Below are 14,908 nucleotides of genomic sequence, written 5' to 3'. Positions count from 1 at the left end.
TCAACCGGATGGCTGCCTTCTATGAATCGGTCATTTCATATTTCGGATTGCAGTTCAAACCGGGATTCGATGTCTACAAGTTCACGGCCACGGCATCGTCGGTCGTGGAAGGTCTAATCGGGCGCAGCTTTGTCAATCCAACGCTGGTCAATACTCCGGTCAGCGGACCCGGGATCAAAGGTGAATCCGCCCCTTGGCATCTCGCGGCAGTTGGATGGCTCGGAATCTTGGATGCCATGACTGAGCCGACTCCGGAGCACGGCGAGCCAGGTGACGAATAGATAAGATCTTCGGCGCTGCCGCGTTGACGTGGTTTCTCTCTGCCCCAGTCGATACCGACCATTGTGGGCCAGTGGGTCCGCGTCGGTAGCTCAGCCAGTCCGTCAGTGCTCGGTAGGTGAGGTCGTCTCGGTAACTCCTTAGCGCCACTTTTCGCGGTTCCGTCCCTCGATTGCCTAGTCACCGTGTTCCACGAAGGATGACCCACTCCGCGAGCACACGATTAAGCACCTCTGAGTCTTCGGTGGGATTCACCCGTGCGGCTCGCACCATGATCGGTTCCAGGATCTCCTCGAATCGCGTGATGCTCGCGTCCAACGCCGCCCGCCTAGTCGCGCCGCGCGCGTGCAGCATGCGATTGAGATCTCCGACCAACTCGCATAGTTGGACCACTTCGGCGTCACTGATCGGTAGTTCCCCGACAGGATGAGAGCTCTCAGTGCTGTCGTGCTCCAAAGGGATTGGTTGGTCACCAGTGATGGCAGCCATAGCGCCACCCACTTGCCAACGAAGAACCTTGTCGAGCTTGGCAAGCGTTGAAACACGAATCGGGCCACCTGCGCCGCTCTCGAGTCGCACCATCGTTGGTTCGGCCGGCCCTCCCGCTTCGGCGACTGCTGCCAAGCTCAAGCCGAGTACTCGGCGACGTGCACGAAGGACCTGGCTGAACCGTTCAGCGTCTACAGGAGTGAGCGCACCTGTCATAGTGATCCAGTCTTCTCGCGGGTTGTCATCTGGACCGCTTCGGGGTCTTTGATGACTGCAGCGTAGATCGGTGCCCGCTGCTGCCCACTCAGGGCACCAATGCGGTCCATCAGCAAGTCCGTGATGACGCGCTCTACTCTGGTGTTCTCTTCCTGGGTGATGACCGCCTGGTAATCGAGTGGTTCACCTACGCGTATCCGGACCTTCGCGGGCCGCCAGATCACCTTGTCCGCCGGGTTGAGACGCTCCGTTCCGATCATCGCTACAGGGATGATCGGAACGTTCGTCATCAACGCGAGACGAGCGACGCCTGTCTTGCCCTTGAACAGGCGCCCATCCGGGGAGCTGTAGCTTTCGGGGTAGATACCTACGATTCCGCCAGTTCGGAGAATGGTTTGCAGTTGCTCCAGCGCCTTCTCAGCGGAGGCCTTGTCGTAGCGATCAATCGGAATCTGCCCCGTTGCGGTGAAGAAGAAACGTTTGAATGCACCCCAGATCCCGGGTGCGGTGAAGAATTGAACTTTCGCAGGAAAAGTGATTCGACGCTTGAGTATCATCGCAAGGAAAAACGAATCCACGACCGCCAGATGGTTGCTTGCGATAATAACGGGTCCGGTACGGGGAATGTTTTCTACACCCTCAACAGAGGGCCTCCCTAGCAGCCGAAGAACCGGACCGATAAAAACGTTCTTGAACAGTAGATACCACACAGAATTTCTCCTATCCGGGAATTACTAGGTGGCCGAGTGAAGCAACACAGAGAATGGAGTACGTTGCTCGATTCCATCGAGCATTAATGACTTCGGATCGCGGCTCATTCATATGATCGATAATTGCGCTTTCATCTGCGAGCGATCCGACTCGATACCTGTGGTAGATCGTTATGACCATGCCAGTGCAGGCGACCAGACCCCACCAGCCCATCAGCCAGATACATGCCGCCAGGTTGAGCCCGCATCCGATTGCCGTAGCAAGCACTGCGCCCTGTGCAGCTCGAACAGCCCCATGTCGAACAGCGATGGTGTGAATCCCGCTTGCTTGATCGGCATGGAGATCGGGTATTGAGTGCCACACACCCCTACTTGCCGTGGAAAGGGTGAGCCCGAAAAGCAGAACGCTGGCGGCAGCATTGAATTGCGTGTCGGGGACGGTAGACATTGCGATCAATCCAGGGGCCAGACCTGATTTGATCCCCATGCACAGGGGACCGATTATGATTCGGCTTTTCATTCGAAACGGTGGTGCACTATATGCCCAGTTTGCGGCTATAGCTAGAATCGTCGCTCCTACGATGAATGGCCTATCGAGCGCGACAGCGGCAGTCATTGCTATAGCGATAGCGCTGACCTGTTCTGCGAAGTAAATACGCACCGCCCGCTGTACACCAATAGAGCGAAGCGCATCGGTCATGTATCGCTTCTTTGCATTGCGCAGATCGGACCGTATGTCCACGACAGTGTTGAGTACGAACCCGCCGAAGACCGTGAGTGCATTTATTGCAAGCCCTACCAGCAGCCACGGCGACCACAGCGCAGAGATCCCTGATGCCACGACCAACGCCCCCCATGCGAATGTGGGCAAATAAGTACCGGCGTGATCCAAACGGTGGAGACCTGCAAGGGCAGATCGAGGTCCTTCGCCGACATCCCTCTGGACTCTGATTCTCACGTCCGGAGACGGGCGCATGGGTTTCCCTTTTCTGCTGGTAGACGTGCATGTTCCCTAATGTCAAACTGTGCAGTTGGCGCGGGGACCGGGCGGGTAACCGCCGCCCGGTCCCCGCGCCTCTTTGTCAGCGGTTGGCAGTGTTGGTGCATCCCAGTCGCACCAGTACGGCGGCCTCGTTGATGCTGAGAGCTACACCAGCGGGATCGAGGCCTTGGCGCAGTCCTTCGCACTCTTCAGCGGTGGGGGCGGTCATCGCGCAGTGCGCGACTCTGGTTGGCATGTACGTGCCTCCATCTGGCCCGACGGGGTCGAGTGGGTAGTTCCCCGTGGGATCGGGTTCCTGTCTGCGTTCGAGCCTCCATCCTGCGGATTCGAGGCACTGCTGGTTCCACTCGACCGCCAGTGATCGCAACGGGGTCCCGAGCGCGGCACCATCGCGGTAGTTCTGGCACGTTCGCCGCGCCGGTTCGGTAGCCGGGTCGAGCATCTGGAACATGCTGATGATGCTGTCGGCCTGTTCCTTGCACGTCTCAGGGACAGCGGCGAGCAGTGCTACGCGCTCTTCCGCGATGGTGTGTTCTGGCTTGTCGTCGGTGGCGATGACAACGCCGGTGACGGCGGCCGCCGCAACGACGGTCACGGCTGCTGCCGCGAGGTACAGCTGGGTTCGGGTTTTCATATGGGGTTCCCTTCCTTGTCGAGCGGCACCATGCCGGTGCCGCTACCTGACGCAGCCTGATTGGTCTGCGCAAGCTGGTAGGCCTTGCTGTGCCCGTCCTGGGAGACGCTGCGCCACAACGGGTCCGCGAAATGCATGCTGAGGTTGACCAGGAACCAGTCCGCGCCTTCGAACAACAGCGCCTTCCCCGGCGGAAGGCTCGCAATGTCGCCCTGGTGCAAGACCTTCTGCCGGACTGTCGAGTAGCTCGGGTTTCGCTGGCGAATCGGGATGCTGTATTGGCCGACGTACGACGTGGATTCGCTGTAGCTGGTCATCATCCGGTCGTACTCGCCTGCCGCGTTGCTGAGCGCGTCGAGGGTGTAGGGCTCGATGACACCGTTGAGCACGACTTTTGTCGGGAACAGAGTCAGGAAGCCATCGGCTGCTTGTCCCCACCGTGCGCGGGCTCGGGAGAGATCTTGGATGCCGACGATGATGTGCAGGGACTGGCCGCCCGCCTCGCTGACAATGGCCGGCAGTGGGATCGGGGCGGTGTTGTTGGCCTCGTCGAGGACGAATGTCACGTGTGGACGTTTGGGCTCGTACCCCTGCTCTTCGGCCGCGTGCCGTTGGTAGGTGGCATACCGGATCTCTTCCAGCAGACCGGCGATGAGCGGGGCATATTCCTGCTGCCGCTCGGGGCTGGCAGTGATGTAGAGGGTGTCCGAGCTGCGGACGAACTGTCTCGGGTCGAAGTTCGGGTTGGTGCCGATTTCACGGGCGCTCACGCTGCCGTAGATCCGGAACAGGCGCGTCATGCTGGATTTGATCGAACCGCGTTCACGGTCCGGGATAGCAAGCAGGCCTGCGTGTTGTCCGGCCGCGATCTTGGCCCCCTGGTCGCCGTTGCTGGCGGCGTAGATGAGCGCACTGTCCACTTCCTGGGTGACGTCCGCTGTGTCCGGGTTCTGCACCCAGTCCGCAACGGTCGAAATCGAATGTCCGCCGAGGACTGCCGCATACAGCAGAACTTCGATCCAGTCGCGGCCCTTTTCCATGAAGTGGTTGTCCGACTCGCCAGAGGACCTTTCCTGGCCCATCATCGGGGCCGCGATCCTGGTGGCGATCATGCGGGCGTCGTCCCATGTTCGGATCGATACCAGCGGTGACCAGCGGGCCTGGATGATGCCGGGCGGTGTCTGTTCGCCCCCGCCCGGGTCAAAGTGGAAGACCCGACCGACTGCACCGCGTGCGTACGCGGTCGCTTGTAAGAGGTCGAGCTTGATCGAGCTGACAACACCAGCTCCTGGGATGACGTAAATCGACGGTATGAGCACCGCGGCGGTCTTACCACTGCCGGGTGGGCCGATGACCAACATGGCGCCGCGTGAGTTGGCACCGACATAGCGGCCGGTGTCGTCCCATCCCACATGCCCTCCGCCTGGCTTCTGCCAGCCCTTCGACGCCACCGCAACGATCTCAGTACTGGGCGACGGAGACGCCAGGACGATCTCGCGATCTGTCTTGGGCGATCTGAATGTGCTCTTGGAAATACTCTGACCAGCCGTTAAGCGTCCGATCGCGAACACAACGCCATAGACGATCAATGGGTACGAGGCGAGGAAGAAGACCACCAACGCGCAAACCCAATGCCCTCGGGCGAACCGAGCACCCTTGCGGCCGTCCCACAGCCCCAGCAGCCCTGCCACCGCACATACGACGATCACTCCGGGCGCGAGATTCGGATCTCCGTTCGTAACTCGGTAAATCAGAAATACCGGCGAGAACAGGGCAAACAGGATCCAATACTGACCGTCACTGTTTCGGCGCATCTCCACGCCGCCGGTGTCCTGCGGCCCCCACTGGCGGTTCATCGGCCGCGCTCCTGATCCTTTTCCGTGCTGCGTTGCTGCTCGCGCTCGGCCGCACGACGTGCCGCCTCCTCGCGGGCCTGCTCCCGCGTCATCGGTCCACGTTGCTCGGTGTTCTCCTGCGTCATGGGTTGCGCCTTCCTGTCCTCACTGGTCTCCATTCCTGTACTGGGTGTTTGTCGTTGCTGCTGGCGCTCGGCCGCACGACGTGCCGCCTCCTCGCGGGCCTGCTCCCGCGTCATCGGCTGCTGCATTTGCCGGGCCTCCCGAGCGGGCGGCCGGCCTTCCCCCTTCCCCCTGTCCACGTCCTGCTGCGTCTTCTGTTGCTCGGCGAGCCGCGTCTGGGTCTTGTTCCAGCTGAACTGCCCGCCAAGCTGGGAGCCCTTGAACCACACCTGTTCCCTGGCGGCGTTGGCCTCCCCTGTCGCCGCCGTGGTGTGGCCCTCGAGACCGTAGCTGTAGCCACTGACTCGGCCGGTGGTCTTGGAGACGTTGGCCCGGTAGTGCACGCCCTGCTCGGTCAACTTCTGCTCGTATGAGGCCCTGGTGCCGTCGCTCGCCCGCTCGGCCGCGGTCAGTTTGTCGCGGAGCTGCTCGCGCTCCGGCCGTACGCTCCGCCGCTCGGCGCTCTCCCGCTCGCCCTTGGACACCTCGGGCCGCTCGCGGTTGTACTTGCGGCTGGCGTCCTCGAGACCGTGCGTGCGTTCGATCTGGCGGCTCGCGGCCTGCGCCTTCGCGTAGTCGTGGCTGGTCTTGGCCAGCTTCCCGTCCCACTGCACCCGGCTGACGGTGATGTGGATGTGGTCGTCGGCGTGCCGGGTCGCCTCCCACGGGCACTTGTCGAACCCCATCCGCTCGACGTACTCGTTCGCAACCTGCTTCCATTCCCGGTCGGTGAGCTTGCGGTCGCTCTCCGAGATCCGGAGAGAGGTTCGGTGCAGCGGTTTGGCGACCTCGCCGCGTGCGGTCTTGGCGTGCTCGTCCATCACTCGGGCCCGGTCTTTCCACGTCCGGCCCGGTACGTTCCCCGCGACTTTGTGCGCGTTCTCGTGTTCGTCGCGGCGTCCAGGACCGTGGTCGTACGCCAGGGCCCCGTACGCCGATGAGCCCTTGCTGATGCGCGGGATCACGTGCGCTTGCCGAGTGCGTGATAGCGGCGCAGCAGGTCCGCAATGCGCGCGTGCACGTCTGCAAACTCTTCGTGCAAACCGGCGTCGTAGCCCTCGGCAACGTCCGCGAGTTGCGCGAGGTTCGTCACCGCTCCTGCGAGCTGGCGGCGTACCTCGTCCAGACCGGCCGGAACCGTCAGTGTTGCCGACGCCAACGGGTACCCGATGAGCGCGGCAACGGTGTACCGCACCCACGTTGCAACGCGCGCATATCCGCCGCGCAACGCGGCGTCATTCCAGCGTCCGAACTCGTCATCTGTGAGACGAACATTGACCAACTTCTCCCGCCGCTCCGACGTCCTCTCGTGTGACGCAACAGCCGTGTTCACCGTCGGCAAAAGTTCCTCTGCAAGGTCCGCAACAGCACGCGCACTCTGCAATGAATCCGCCACCACCCTGCCCAGCCGATTGCTGCCCTTTGCGCGCTCGTTCAGCACGCCGCACAGACGCACGAACCGCGTCGCCTCGTCGCCGGAAATATCGACCAACTCCGTACCGCTTGCGGCGTCGATCGGTTCGCGAGTCAGTGAGTCGTTGACGACCTCGCGGCACCAGTGCGCCAACGAGCTCCACGGCGAAGCGTCGAGCGCACGCGACCATGCTGCGTGTTCCGTCGGCTCCAACCGGACTGCCACTACTCGACTCCTCACGTGCGACCACTCTCCATCTGTGTTGCGTGTGCGCGGGTGCGTCGCAGCGTAGCTGCGCGCACACCGTGCACCGCCTCGCGCGGTTCCACGCCACGCGACCAGGTGCCGAAAGGCACCGCCGTCGCGGGCGGGGAACCCGCACCGACTGCGGCGGAGCCGCGTCGGAACCCCGGATGGAGCGTAGCGAAATCGGGGCGAGTTGCCTGTGAGCGTAGCGAACGGCATATCTCGCTGCAAGACTTCGCCGCCTCGCACGCCTTTCGCGGGTGGCGGGTCGCAGCGTGGGGCCTGTCTCCGGCTCGAGTGCGCCCCGCGCGCTCGGACGGTGGCCGGCCCCACGTGTCACGCTGGCGTGACACTGCGCCGCCAGGCGCACACCGCGCGCAGCGCGTGTGGTTGACGAGGTGGTGTGCGCTCGCGTGCCGTCAGGCGCGCGGCAAACACCGACACGGCAACCACATACCGACCGCGCCAGCGGTCGCACTCGCGACACGCGCATACACTCCGAAACATGACTGATAGCCCAGTAGCTACGCCAACAGAAGCGGACATCGAAGCGCTTGCAAACAATCAAGTGCAACGCCGAATCGAAACCGGAAAGAAGGTCGCAGCAACGCTGGCCGAACTTACTGCCGCACGGGCCAGCGTCGCGTCACTGGAAACGAAGTACAAGGACGAGTACAGCGCAGCACTCGACAGTTCATGGACAGCGAAGGAACTATCGAGCCTCGGCATAGAACCCCTCAAACCGAAGCGTGCTCGACGTTCACCAAATACCGCAGCGCGAAGCCGAAGAAGCACTCGACGCAAAACGACGACGCAAGAAACGTAGAAGGCTGCCGCGCCACCGCTGCGCGCTGGCTTGCCAACTCATCGTCGGCGAGGTTGGCAAGGTGCATGGCCGGTCAAAGAGCAACGGTTTACCGCTACCTCGCCGCCGACGATGCGCAGGTGACGGCGTGAACACGTACGAGCGGGCCTATCGGCTCGGCGTCGCCCAGTCGCGCACCCTCGGCGCCCGTAACCCGTTCCGGCCAGCCAAGCTGCACACCCGCGAGATACTTCTCGCGCAGTGCTGGCGGGCCGGCCGTCTCCATGACATGCTTGCCAGCTTCAAAACAGACGGAGTGATCGCATGAACTACCTCGATGACGATTTCGAACGGGCCATGCGCACCACGCCCGCCCAGCTCGCCGAGCGAGAGGGACTCCGCGCCAAGGGTGCCGCACTGTGGAAGGCCCACCTCGAGAGCATCGGACATCAGGTCACCTACCGGGTGCCACAGCTGCTACGGTTTTCGCAGCTCACGGGTGCGCAACCCGACCGCAGCAGCGCGGGTTGTAGAGCAAGTGACTCTTAATCACTGGGTCCAGCGTCCAGCATCTGAGGTAGTTCGTTGGGTATGAGCAGCGCTGGCAGAACCTTGAGGCGTAGGGCCGTGCGATTCGGGTGACCGGGGCGCGACGAGCTTTCTGAGGGTCGGGCGGGATAAGGCTTTGGGTTGCCTACTTGAAGAGTGTGCAACGGAGCGAAGCCCGGGATACCTGATATGGCTACGGCGTGCCTACCTAAATAATTCGTCCGGGTGGGGCAAGGTTTCCCGCATGGATCTTTCGGGGGCGGAACTACTCACTGACGATCGATGGGCGCTAGACGTACTGCTACCGCATCGGCCGTACGCGACGAACCAACTGGACCGTGGCCAGTACCGCATGAGCCGGGACGACGCACTGGCGATGCGCTACGTCGAGCACTCACCACATGCGCTTCTGGGATCCATCGTCATCGACTGCGACCATCCCGACGCCGCTATGCGCGCCTTCGAGCAGCCCAGCGACCACCCTGCGCCCTCCTGGGTCGCACAGACCATCAGGGGACCGCACGCTGGACGTGCACATCTGGGCTGGTGGCTCGCCGCACCGGTCTGCCGCACCGACTCGGCGCGGCTGCAACCGCTCCGGTTCGCTCAACGCATCGAAGCTGGGCTGAGAACGTCGGTGGGAGGCGATTTCTCATACGGCGGGCAACTTACCAAGAATCCCATTCACCCTGACTGGGAAACGCTCTACGGGCCAGCAAAGCCGTACGAACTCCGCGACCTGGCCACCATCCACACACCTCGGCAGATGCCCCGCCGGCCCGACCGCGCGACAGGGCTCGGCCGCAACGTCACCATGTTCGACACCGCGCGGAAGTGGGCCTATCCGCAGTGGTGGCGCCACCGTGAAGGCACCGGTCGCGACTGGGAACGGCTCGTGCTGCAACGCTGCCATGCGATCAACACGGAATTTCCCGAGCCGCTCCCGTTCATCGAGGTTCGCGCCACCGCGCAATCCATTGCTCGCTGGATATGGCGCAACTTCTCCGAAGAGCAATACCGTGCCCTCCAGGCGCACCGCGGCAGCAAGGGTGGGCGGACAATGACTGAGAAGCGGCGGCAGTCGATCGTGGCCACGAATAAGCGTCGGGCCGTAGATCGTGCCGCCATCCTCGCTGAGTTGGAGGCATGATGGCTGCTGAGAACCCGATGCGCCGGTCAAAGACTGCGAAGGAGATGGCAGCACGTCTCGGAGTGTCCGAACGCACCATCCGCAACGTCGTTGCTGAACCCCGCGCGGATTTCGAGGCTAGAGCACAGGAGCGACGTCAACGCGCGGTCGAGCTGCGGGAACAAGGCCTGAAGTATCGCGAGATAGCCGAGGAAATGGGCTGCTCTGTTGGCACAGTCGGCACACTGCTGCACCACGCGCGGAAGTCGGGCATGAGTGATCGGAGGCAAGCCAGCGCGTAGCGGTGGCGCGGCAGTGCTTTCTTCTACGCCTTCCGGGACAGGCTTCTGGGACAGCTGTGCTGGCGACTGTACGGGGATTGGGAGATCCACACAGTCGTCGTACTAACTTTCTATAAAGTTAGAAAACTCTGTTTACCAGCCAGTTAACGGCAACCTCAAGGTCACGACATGAGACCGCCAAGCTCTTCGAGTAGCGCCACAATTCTTTCTGCTTGCTCATTCGTGAGATTCACGATCCCCTTCTTCAACATCGCTTGGACTTTGACGGCTACGGCCTCCGGGTCTGGAGTCTCCGAAAATGCAGCGAGAAACCGGATCCACTGGCGCGCCGGTATCCCCGATACATTCATGTCTAGCTGCTCGTCCTTCCATTCATCCATCAGTCCTTTGACTCGGGCTACACGGCCGAAGTTTTTTCCAGAGTCTTGGACCGGACGATCTGAGATCTGCGTGCCAGCAGGGGGGTACGGAGCATCCACCGTGGCCATGATGATCTCGCTGTTTCTGCTCGCCGCGTTACCGCCTCGGGCATGCTTCCAGTAGTAGGTTCGCATGTGGGCTGCATAGCCGGCCTGTTCAACGAAAGGTTTGTGCGCGCGGGGCGTACCGCTGAGCACGTTGCTAAGTGTCCATGGAACAACAACGATCAGGTCCCACGGCGAACAGGCTGATGCGTTAGCGGTATATCGAAATGATGGCTCGGCTTCCTTACTGAGCAGATACCAACCTTTCAACTCAATGCCTAAAACCGGCAGGGTCACATCTGACTGCTTCACTAAACGAACGTCAGGGAATGACTGCGAAAAGCGTTGAAACCCGTACTCCTGCCACTCATCATCGGGATCCCAGACGTCTCGAAGCCTGTTGAGAGTTTCGACAGTCTGGATCTCGATCGCGCCGCCCAACAGGGTGTTGAGGGAGAACAGATCTGCAGCGTCTAAGCCTTCGATGTTGATGGTGCTAGTGAAATAGAAGGGGAGGGCCGCCAAAGCATCCAGCACGTTGCTACGCAGCTTTGTCCGCGGATCAGAGTCAGGAAGCTCCGCGCGGACTGGGGCCACGGATGCCGTACTGAGGGAGTCTGATTGGTCGGTCATGAGGCTGCTTTACTCTTCTTCATGAACTCGCTCTTGGCTACCTTCAATCTCTCCAATGCCAGGTCTTGGAACGTGCGGTCCACCTCTGCTACGCGTGCTTTCCGACCCAGGCCGACTGCCGCGACCGAGCCTGACGCAAGTCCACCGAAGGGTTCCCAAACGACATCCCTCTCGCGAGTGGTGGCCTGGACCTGCCGAGTCATGAACTCAAGCGGTTTCTGATTCAAATGCGCAGCACTCTGGTTTGTTGGTTTGTACACCCGGGGCGCTGACCTCTCCAATGTTCCCTTGAGCCGCTCCGAATCGCTTAGCGGCGGCCTACTCCATACGTTGGTTAGACCGTGCTCATGGTTCCATACTGCTCGCAATGCATCCCAAGCATCCGCAGTGATGGGAGTCTTTCCGTCAATCGCGAAGTACGGCCGCTTTGTCAACTTCCCGTGCTTGGTCGCATACCTGGCCATCGCTGCCACCATGTCCCCAGGCGGCCAATACCAGAGCCAGTCTTGGGTGAGATACTTGCGAGTCGCCGCATTCTTCACACCACAGGCTTCGTTAGATCGGTTCAGCGGAAGACCGGACCTTCGCCACTCCTCCCGGAGCCACTGTTGGACGTGCATCGTTTCTCCGTCCTCACAAGGAAGGAGAATCCGACGTCGGTAGAGCACCGACACCTCAGTCACGACCGGCAGCCGCCGAATAGTCTGGCCATTCACGTTGCCGGCGATGTGCGACAGTCCTTTGTCCCAAACAACGGTCTGGACGTAGTCCCAACCGTTCGCGACAAGAAGCGGGTGCACAGTCGCCCATCCAACCTCGGTGTTCCAGAACCAAAGCGAAGTAGACATCTTCGCCGCTTTGGACCAAGCAAGTACATGGGGGCTGTACCACTCGACGAGACCGTCAGCTCCGGTGGTGTCGCCATGAAAACCTCGAACCCCGTATGCCCCGTCCGACATGATCAGATCGGGCGCTTCCCACTTGTCGTAGGCAGAGACTACGTTTCCCCGGAAGAGCTGATACGGCTCCATTGATGCCACTTGTTTTTGTTCCTTGTCTTCTTATGTTGGTCACGCTGACCCTATCTAGGCGAGGCCGAGACATTGCAATCGATGTGCGACTACTGACCTATGCAGTAGCGAACGCCGAAGTTATCTTTCTAACTTGTTAGAAAGTGGCAGTGAGATCGTGTTTTAACTGTTAAGCCAGTGCCATAGTGCCTCATACACCGCATCTTGAATCCTGATGCCTCGTTGGGCGCAGGCGGTCTTGACCATGCGCTGCATGTCCGGCGGTAGCCGGGTGGCGAACGCCGTCACCGTCGCATCCTTGGGCAACGTCGGCGGCGCGGCGGCGACCTGGCGGGCGAGCTGCGGGGTGAAGGGGTGCGGCTTCGACTGGGCCGCATCCTTCTCCGGAACGGTGGCGCGGCTCCCGCCGAAAGCGGACGGTTTCTTGGTCGCGGTCACGGCCGAGCTCCTCCCAGTACGCGGTCCAACGCTGCATCGAACGCGCGCGTCACCTCGAGCACGGGTGGGCGGACCTCGTGAATAGGTCGGCGGTCTCCGACTGCTTCCGCAACGGCCGCCCGCTGGGGCACGACCTCGGGGAGAACAAGATCACCGAGGGCCTCGCGTATCTCAGCGGTGCGGTGTGCTGCTTCGCGGGCCTGCGCGGGTACGCGCCCGATGAGAACACCGGCCACGGTCAACGTGGGGTTGTAGTACCGCTGGATCGTGTCGATTGCCTGCAAGATCTTCGACACACCCCGGCTGGCCATGAACGATGGCTCGGTGGCCACCAGCGCGTTGTCGGCCGCAATGAGTGCGTTGGAGACGAGCTTGCCGATACTCGGCGGGCAGTCGATCAGGATCAGCGGGAACTGCTGCCGCAGCTCGTCGCTGTCGAGGGCCACGCGAAGGCGCTGTTCCACCCCGAGGCCGGCAACCGCGTCGATGTCGGAAAGGTCGAGGTCGGCGGGAATGACGCTCACGTGGTCCCACTTCGACGCCTGGACGACCTCTGTCGCGCCACCTGGGAACTCGCCCGCGAGTAGATCAGCGGCCGTTTGCCCGTCGACGGGGTAGTCGATCCCCAGCGCCTCGGACGCGTTGCACTGGGGATCGAGGTCGATCACCAGGGTGTCGATGCCGCGCGCACTGGCGGCGGAGGCGAGACCGAGTACGGTTGTGGTCTTGCCCGATCCGCCCTTTTGGTTCACCACTGCTGTAGTCGTCATAGCCGAGAATCTAACATTCAAGATTGTTAGATTCGTGGATTGTCAAGGCGTTTCGCCTGAAGCGATTCATTCTTCCCTTAGTAGTCGGCATTCGAGGGACGGAACCGCGAAAAGTGGCGCTAAGGAGTTACCGCAGAACTTGATGCCCAGGTTCACGACGTCGTATCCGTAGGACCACCGTGCGGGCGGGCAATGTTGATGCCGAGGGCCAATGAACGAGGGAAGGACCGCGGCCACCGAACCTGTGAGAGGCGACAGCGACGTGACGCGGCCCCCTCTTGTGCGGATCACCCGAATCTCCTTGCAGGACGCGCCGTTACCGAGCGCCGAATCGACCGATGCCGCAACCAGCCATCGATAGAGGTGACGAAGACCCGCCCCGTATCGAGGCGGGTCTTCGTGATTGAGGTCGGTGCTTGGTCAAACCCTTCTTCTCGTCCGGTGGGGTTAGCCGATTTCACTTCCAGAATCGACGTATTCGTAGCGGGCCTTCTCGGACCCGCAGTAGCGCGGGTGATTCGTCCAGCTCACAGCTTTCGGGCCCTTCTTGTCGGCGCGCTGCGCCACCTGGACACATCCGCCGTACACCGAAGCCTCCACCGCGTTGTCCTCCATCGCCTGCGTGTCCTCGATTGCGTTTCCGAAGAAGAAGTGCTCGATCGAATCGGGCCACGCTTGCACTGCGTCAACGTAGCCCTGGCTCGCGTACTCCGCGATCGCTGCAGTTGCCTCGATGCTGTAGTACTTCGTGCAGATCTTGGGTCCACAATCAACCCATTCCGATCGCGGAACGTTGTTCGGCGCGTGCGGCATCCACGGCGCAGCCATGGCAGGCGCCGCAGCAAGGACCGCAGTGCAAAGCACAGCGCCCAGCCCCAGACTCAACCTGCCTGCGGCAATCTTCACTTGCCGCGCTGTCTTGGTACTCATCGTGTCTGCGCGAGCCCCAGCGTCCTCATTCGGTATCTCAAGGATTGTGCGTGACATGTTCTGACCTCCCGATTCGGGGTGAGGGTGACTGAACTTGTGGTCCGACCAACCCCAGAAACGACCTGCGTGTCCTGTTGGACCGAGGGAAGAACTCCCACCTGCATATGAGAGAGTGAGACAGACCATACACAGTTTGGATCTTGAGTGCAAGACTCCGGATTGGGACTATCAGTCTCAAACTACGATTGGATGCAGCAAATGGACAAGTCCAGCGAGGCGCAAGCGTGGGCGACTGGGAAGCGAGCAAAACGCCGATCGCGCCTATCGTCCGCGGAGTTACGTGACAAGGTGCTGGATACTGCGCTGGAGATGCTGCAGGAAACAGGCCTGACGGTGAGTTTGGCTCATCTGAAGATGGAGGAACTCATTCGCATTGCCGACGTTCCTCGCAGCTCGGTGTATCGAGAGTGGGAGACGGCAGAGGAATTCTATGTCGCCCTGATGGAGCGAATGCTCGAGCCAGCAGAAGATCAAGGTGTGGCATTCGACGAAGAGACCATCAGAATTGCCTTGGCAGTGATCGAAGAACACCGCGACGAACTCGGTACCGTCGACGGCCGGCGGAGGGTTCTCATGGAAGCGATTCGACAGGGCGTTGCGCGCAACTTCGAAGCAGTGAGCCGCGCACTGGCATGGCGCACCTTTACTACCTTGAACTCGACGCTTCCCGCGCTTGAGGAAGAGCACCGTGAACGTATTCAGGCTGCGCTGGTTGCCGCTGACGAACACTTCATCAACCGGATGGCTGCCTTCTATGAATCGGTCATTTCATATTTCGGATTGCAGTT

18 protein-coding genes and 1 pseudogene are annotated in these 14,908 nt (G+C 61.4%); 7 read left to right on the top strand and 12 right to left on the bottom strand.

Features of this window, described 5'->3' with window-relative positions; genetic code table 11:
* Window positions 1–281, top strand: a pseudogene (locus H7C86_RS35165) (hypothetical protein); the annotation flags it as partial.
* A 178-nt stretch (window positions 282–459) separates the two neighbouring features.
* Here H7C86_RS35165 and H7C86_RS35160 read toward each other — a convergent pair.
* From H7C86_RS35160 to H7C86_RS35130, 7 genes are all read right to left on the bottom strand, one after another.
* Window positions 460–984, bottom strand: coding sequence for a helix-turn-helix transcriptional regulator (locus tag H7C86_RS35160; RefSeq protein ID WP_159930013.1), 525 nt, complete (start codon window positions 982–984; stop codon window positions 460–462).
* The gene (locus H7C86_RS35155; RefSeq protein WP_159930015.1) at window positions 981–1,694 is read right to left on the bottom strand and encodes a 1-acyl-sn-glycerol-3-phosphate acyltransferase; all 714 of its coding nucleotides are present in this window, start codon (window positions 1,692–1,694) and stop codon (window positions 981–983) included. Before H7C86_RS35155 ends, H7C86_RS35160 begins: the two co-directional genes overlap by 4 nt.
* 10 nt (window positions 1,695–1,704) lie before the next feature.
* Window positions 1,705–2,670: a UbiA family prenyltransferase gene (locus H7C86_RS35150; protein WP_259349410.1), complete on the bottom strand. Its 966-nt coding sequence runs from the start codon at window positions 2,668–2,670 to the stop codon at window positions 1,705–1,707.
* 106 nt (window positions 2,671–2,776) lie between these two features.
* Entirely contained in the window at window positions 2,777–3,331 is a 555-nt protein-coding gene (locus H7C86_RS35145) for a hypothetical protein (protein ID WP_159930019.1), read from the bottom strand.
* Window positions 3,328–5,187, bottom strand: a complete 1,860-nt coding sequence (locus H7C86_RS35140; protein WP_159930021.1) for a type IV secretory system conjugative DNA transfer family protein — start codon at window positions 5,185–5,187, stop codon at window positions 3,328–3,330. The genes H7C86_RS35145 and H7C86_RS35140 overlap by 4 nt, the downstream gene beginning before the upstream one ends.
* Window positions 5,184–6,314, bottom strand: coding sequence for a relaxase/mobilization nuclease domain-containing protein (locus H7C86_RS35135; protein WP_159930023.1), 1,131 nt, complete (start codon window positions 6,312–6,314; stop codon window positions 5,184–5,186). Before H7C86_RS35135 ends, H7C86_RS35140 begins: the two co-directional genes overlap by 4 nt.
* Complete coding sequence (locus H7C86_RS35130) at window positions 6,311–6,988, bottom strand: hypothetical protein (protein WP_159930025.1); 678 nt, start codon at window positions 6,986–6,988, stop codon at window positions 6,311–6,313. Before H7C86_RS35130 ends, H7C86_RS35135 begins: the two co-directional genes overlap by 4 nt.
* A gap of 526 nt (window positions 6,989–7,514) precedes the next feature.
* On the opposite strand from H7C86_RS35130, the gene H7C86_RS35125 reads away from it, so the two are divergent.
* From H7C86_RS35125 to H7C86_RS35105, 5 genes are all read left to right on the top strand, one after another.
* Window positions 7,515–7,835, top strand: a complete 321-nt coding sequence (locus H7C86_RS35125) for a hypothetical protein (protein WP_159929993.1) — start codon at window positions 7,515–7,517, stop codon at window positions 7,833–7,835.
* Window positions 7,836–7,962: 127 nt separating this feature from the next.
* Complete coding sequence (locus H7C86_RS35120) at window positions 7,963–8,142, top strand: hypothetical protein (protein WP_159929995.1); 180 nt, start codon at window positions 7,963–7,965, stop codon at window positions 8,140–8,142.
* Window positions 8,139–8,363: a hypothetical protein gene (locus H7C86_RS35115; RefSeq protein WP_159929997.1), complete on the top strand. Its 225-nt coding sequence runs from the start codon at window positions 8,139–8,141 to the stop codon at window positions 8,361–8,363. The genes H7C86_RS35120 and H7C86_RS35115 overlap by 4 nt, the downstream gene beginning before the upstream one ends.
* 244 nt (window positions 8,364–8,607) lie before the next feature.
* Entirely contained in the window at window positions 8,608–9,513 is a 906-nt protein-coding gene (locus H7C86_RS35110) for a replication initiation protein (protein ID WP_159929999.1), read from the top strand.
* A complete protein-coding gene (locus H7C86_RS35105; protein ID WP_182263336.1) occupies window positions 9,510–9,794 on the top strand; it encodes a sigma factor-like helix-turn-helix DNA-binding protein in 285 nt (94 codons plus the stop codon). The genes H7C86_RS35110 and H7C86_RS35105 overlap by 4 nt, the downstream gene beginning before the upstream one ends.
* 161 nt (window positions 9,795–9,955) lie before the next feature.
* On the opposite strand, the gene H7C86_RS35100 is transcribed toward H7C86_RS35105, so the two are convergent.
* The 5 genes from H7C86_RS35100 to H7C86_RS35080 all read right to left on the bottom strand — a co-directional run bounded on the left by H7C86_RS35100 (window position 9,956) and on the right by H7C86_RS35080 (window position 14,060).
* The gene (locus H7C86_RS35100; protein WP_159930003.1) at window positions 9,956–10,891 is read right to left on the bottom strand and encodes a hypothetical protein; all 936 of its coding nucleotides are present in this window, start codon (window positions 10,889–10,891) and stop codon (window positions 9,956–9,958) included.
* Window positions 10,888–11,922, bottom strand: a complete 1,035-nt coding sequence (locus tag H7C86_RS35095; protein WP_159930027.1) for a DNA methyltransferase — start codon at window positions 11,920–11,922, stop codon at window positions 10,888–10,890. Before H7C86_RS35095 ends, H7C86_RS35100 begins: the two co-directional genes overlap by 4 nt.
* Window positions 11,923–12,084: 162 nt before the next feature.
* Complete coding sequence (locus H7C86_RS35090; RefSeq protein WP_159930005.1) at window positions 12,085–12,360, bottom strand: hypothetical protein; 276 nt, start codon at window positions 12,358–12,360, stop codon at window positions 12,085–12,087.
* The gene (locus tag H7C86_RS35085) at window positions 12,357–13,130 is read right to left on the bottom strand and encodes a ParA family protein (RefSeq protein WP_159930007.1); all 774 of its coding nucleotides are present in this window, start codon (window positions 13,128–13,130) and stop codon (window positions 12,357–12,359) included. Before H7C86_RS35085 ends, H7C86_RS35090 begins: the two co-directional genes overlap by 4 nt.
* Before the next feature lie 447 nt (window positions 13,131–13,577).
* Window positions 13,578–14,060 (bottom strand): hypothetical protein, encoded by a 483-nt coding sequence (locus tag H7C86_RS35080; protein ID WP_159930009.1) that lies wholly within the window; start codon window positions 14,058–14,060, stop codon window positions 13,578–13,580.
* A 204-nt stretch (window positions 14,061–14,264) separates the two neighbouring features.
* On the opposite strand from H7C86_RS35080, the gene H7C86_RS35075 reads away from it, so the two are divergent.
* Window positions 14,265–14,908 (top strand): TetR/AcrR family transcriptional regulator (locus tag H7C86_RS35075; RefSeq protein WP_182263335.1); only part of this gene is annotated, 644 nt, incomplete at its 3' end.

It is taken from the genome of Rhodococcus sp. UFZ-B548 (assembly GCF_903819475.1).
GTDB classification, from domain to species: Bacteria; Actinomycetota; Actinomycetes; order Mycobacteriales; family Mycobacteriaceae; genus Rhodococcus_F; species Rhodococcus_F erythropolis.
The sequence above is the reverse complement of the archived record's forward strand: the minus strand, read 5'-3'. Positions and strand labels throughout refer to the sequence as shown.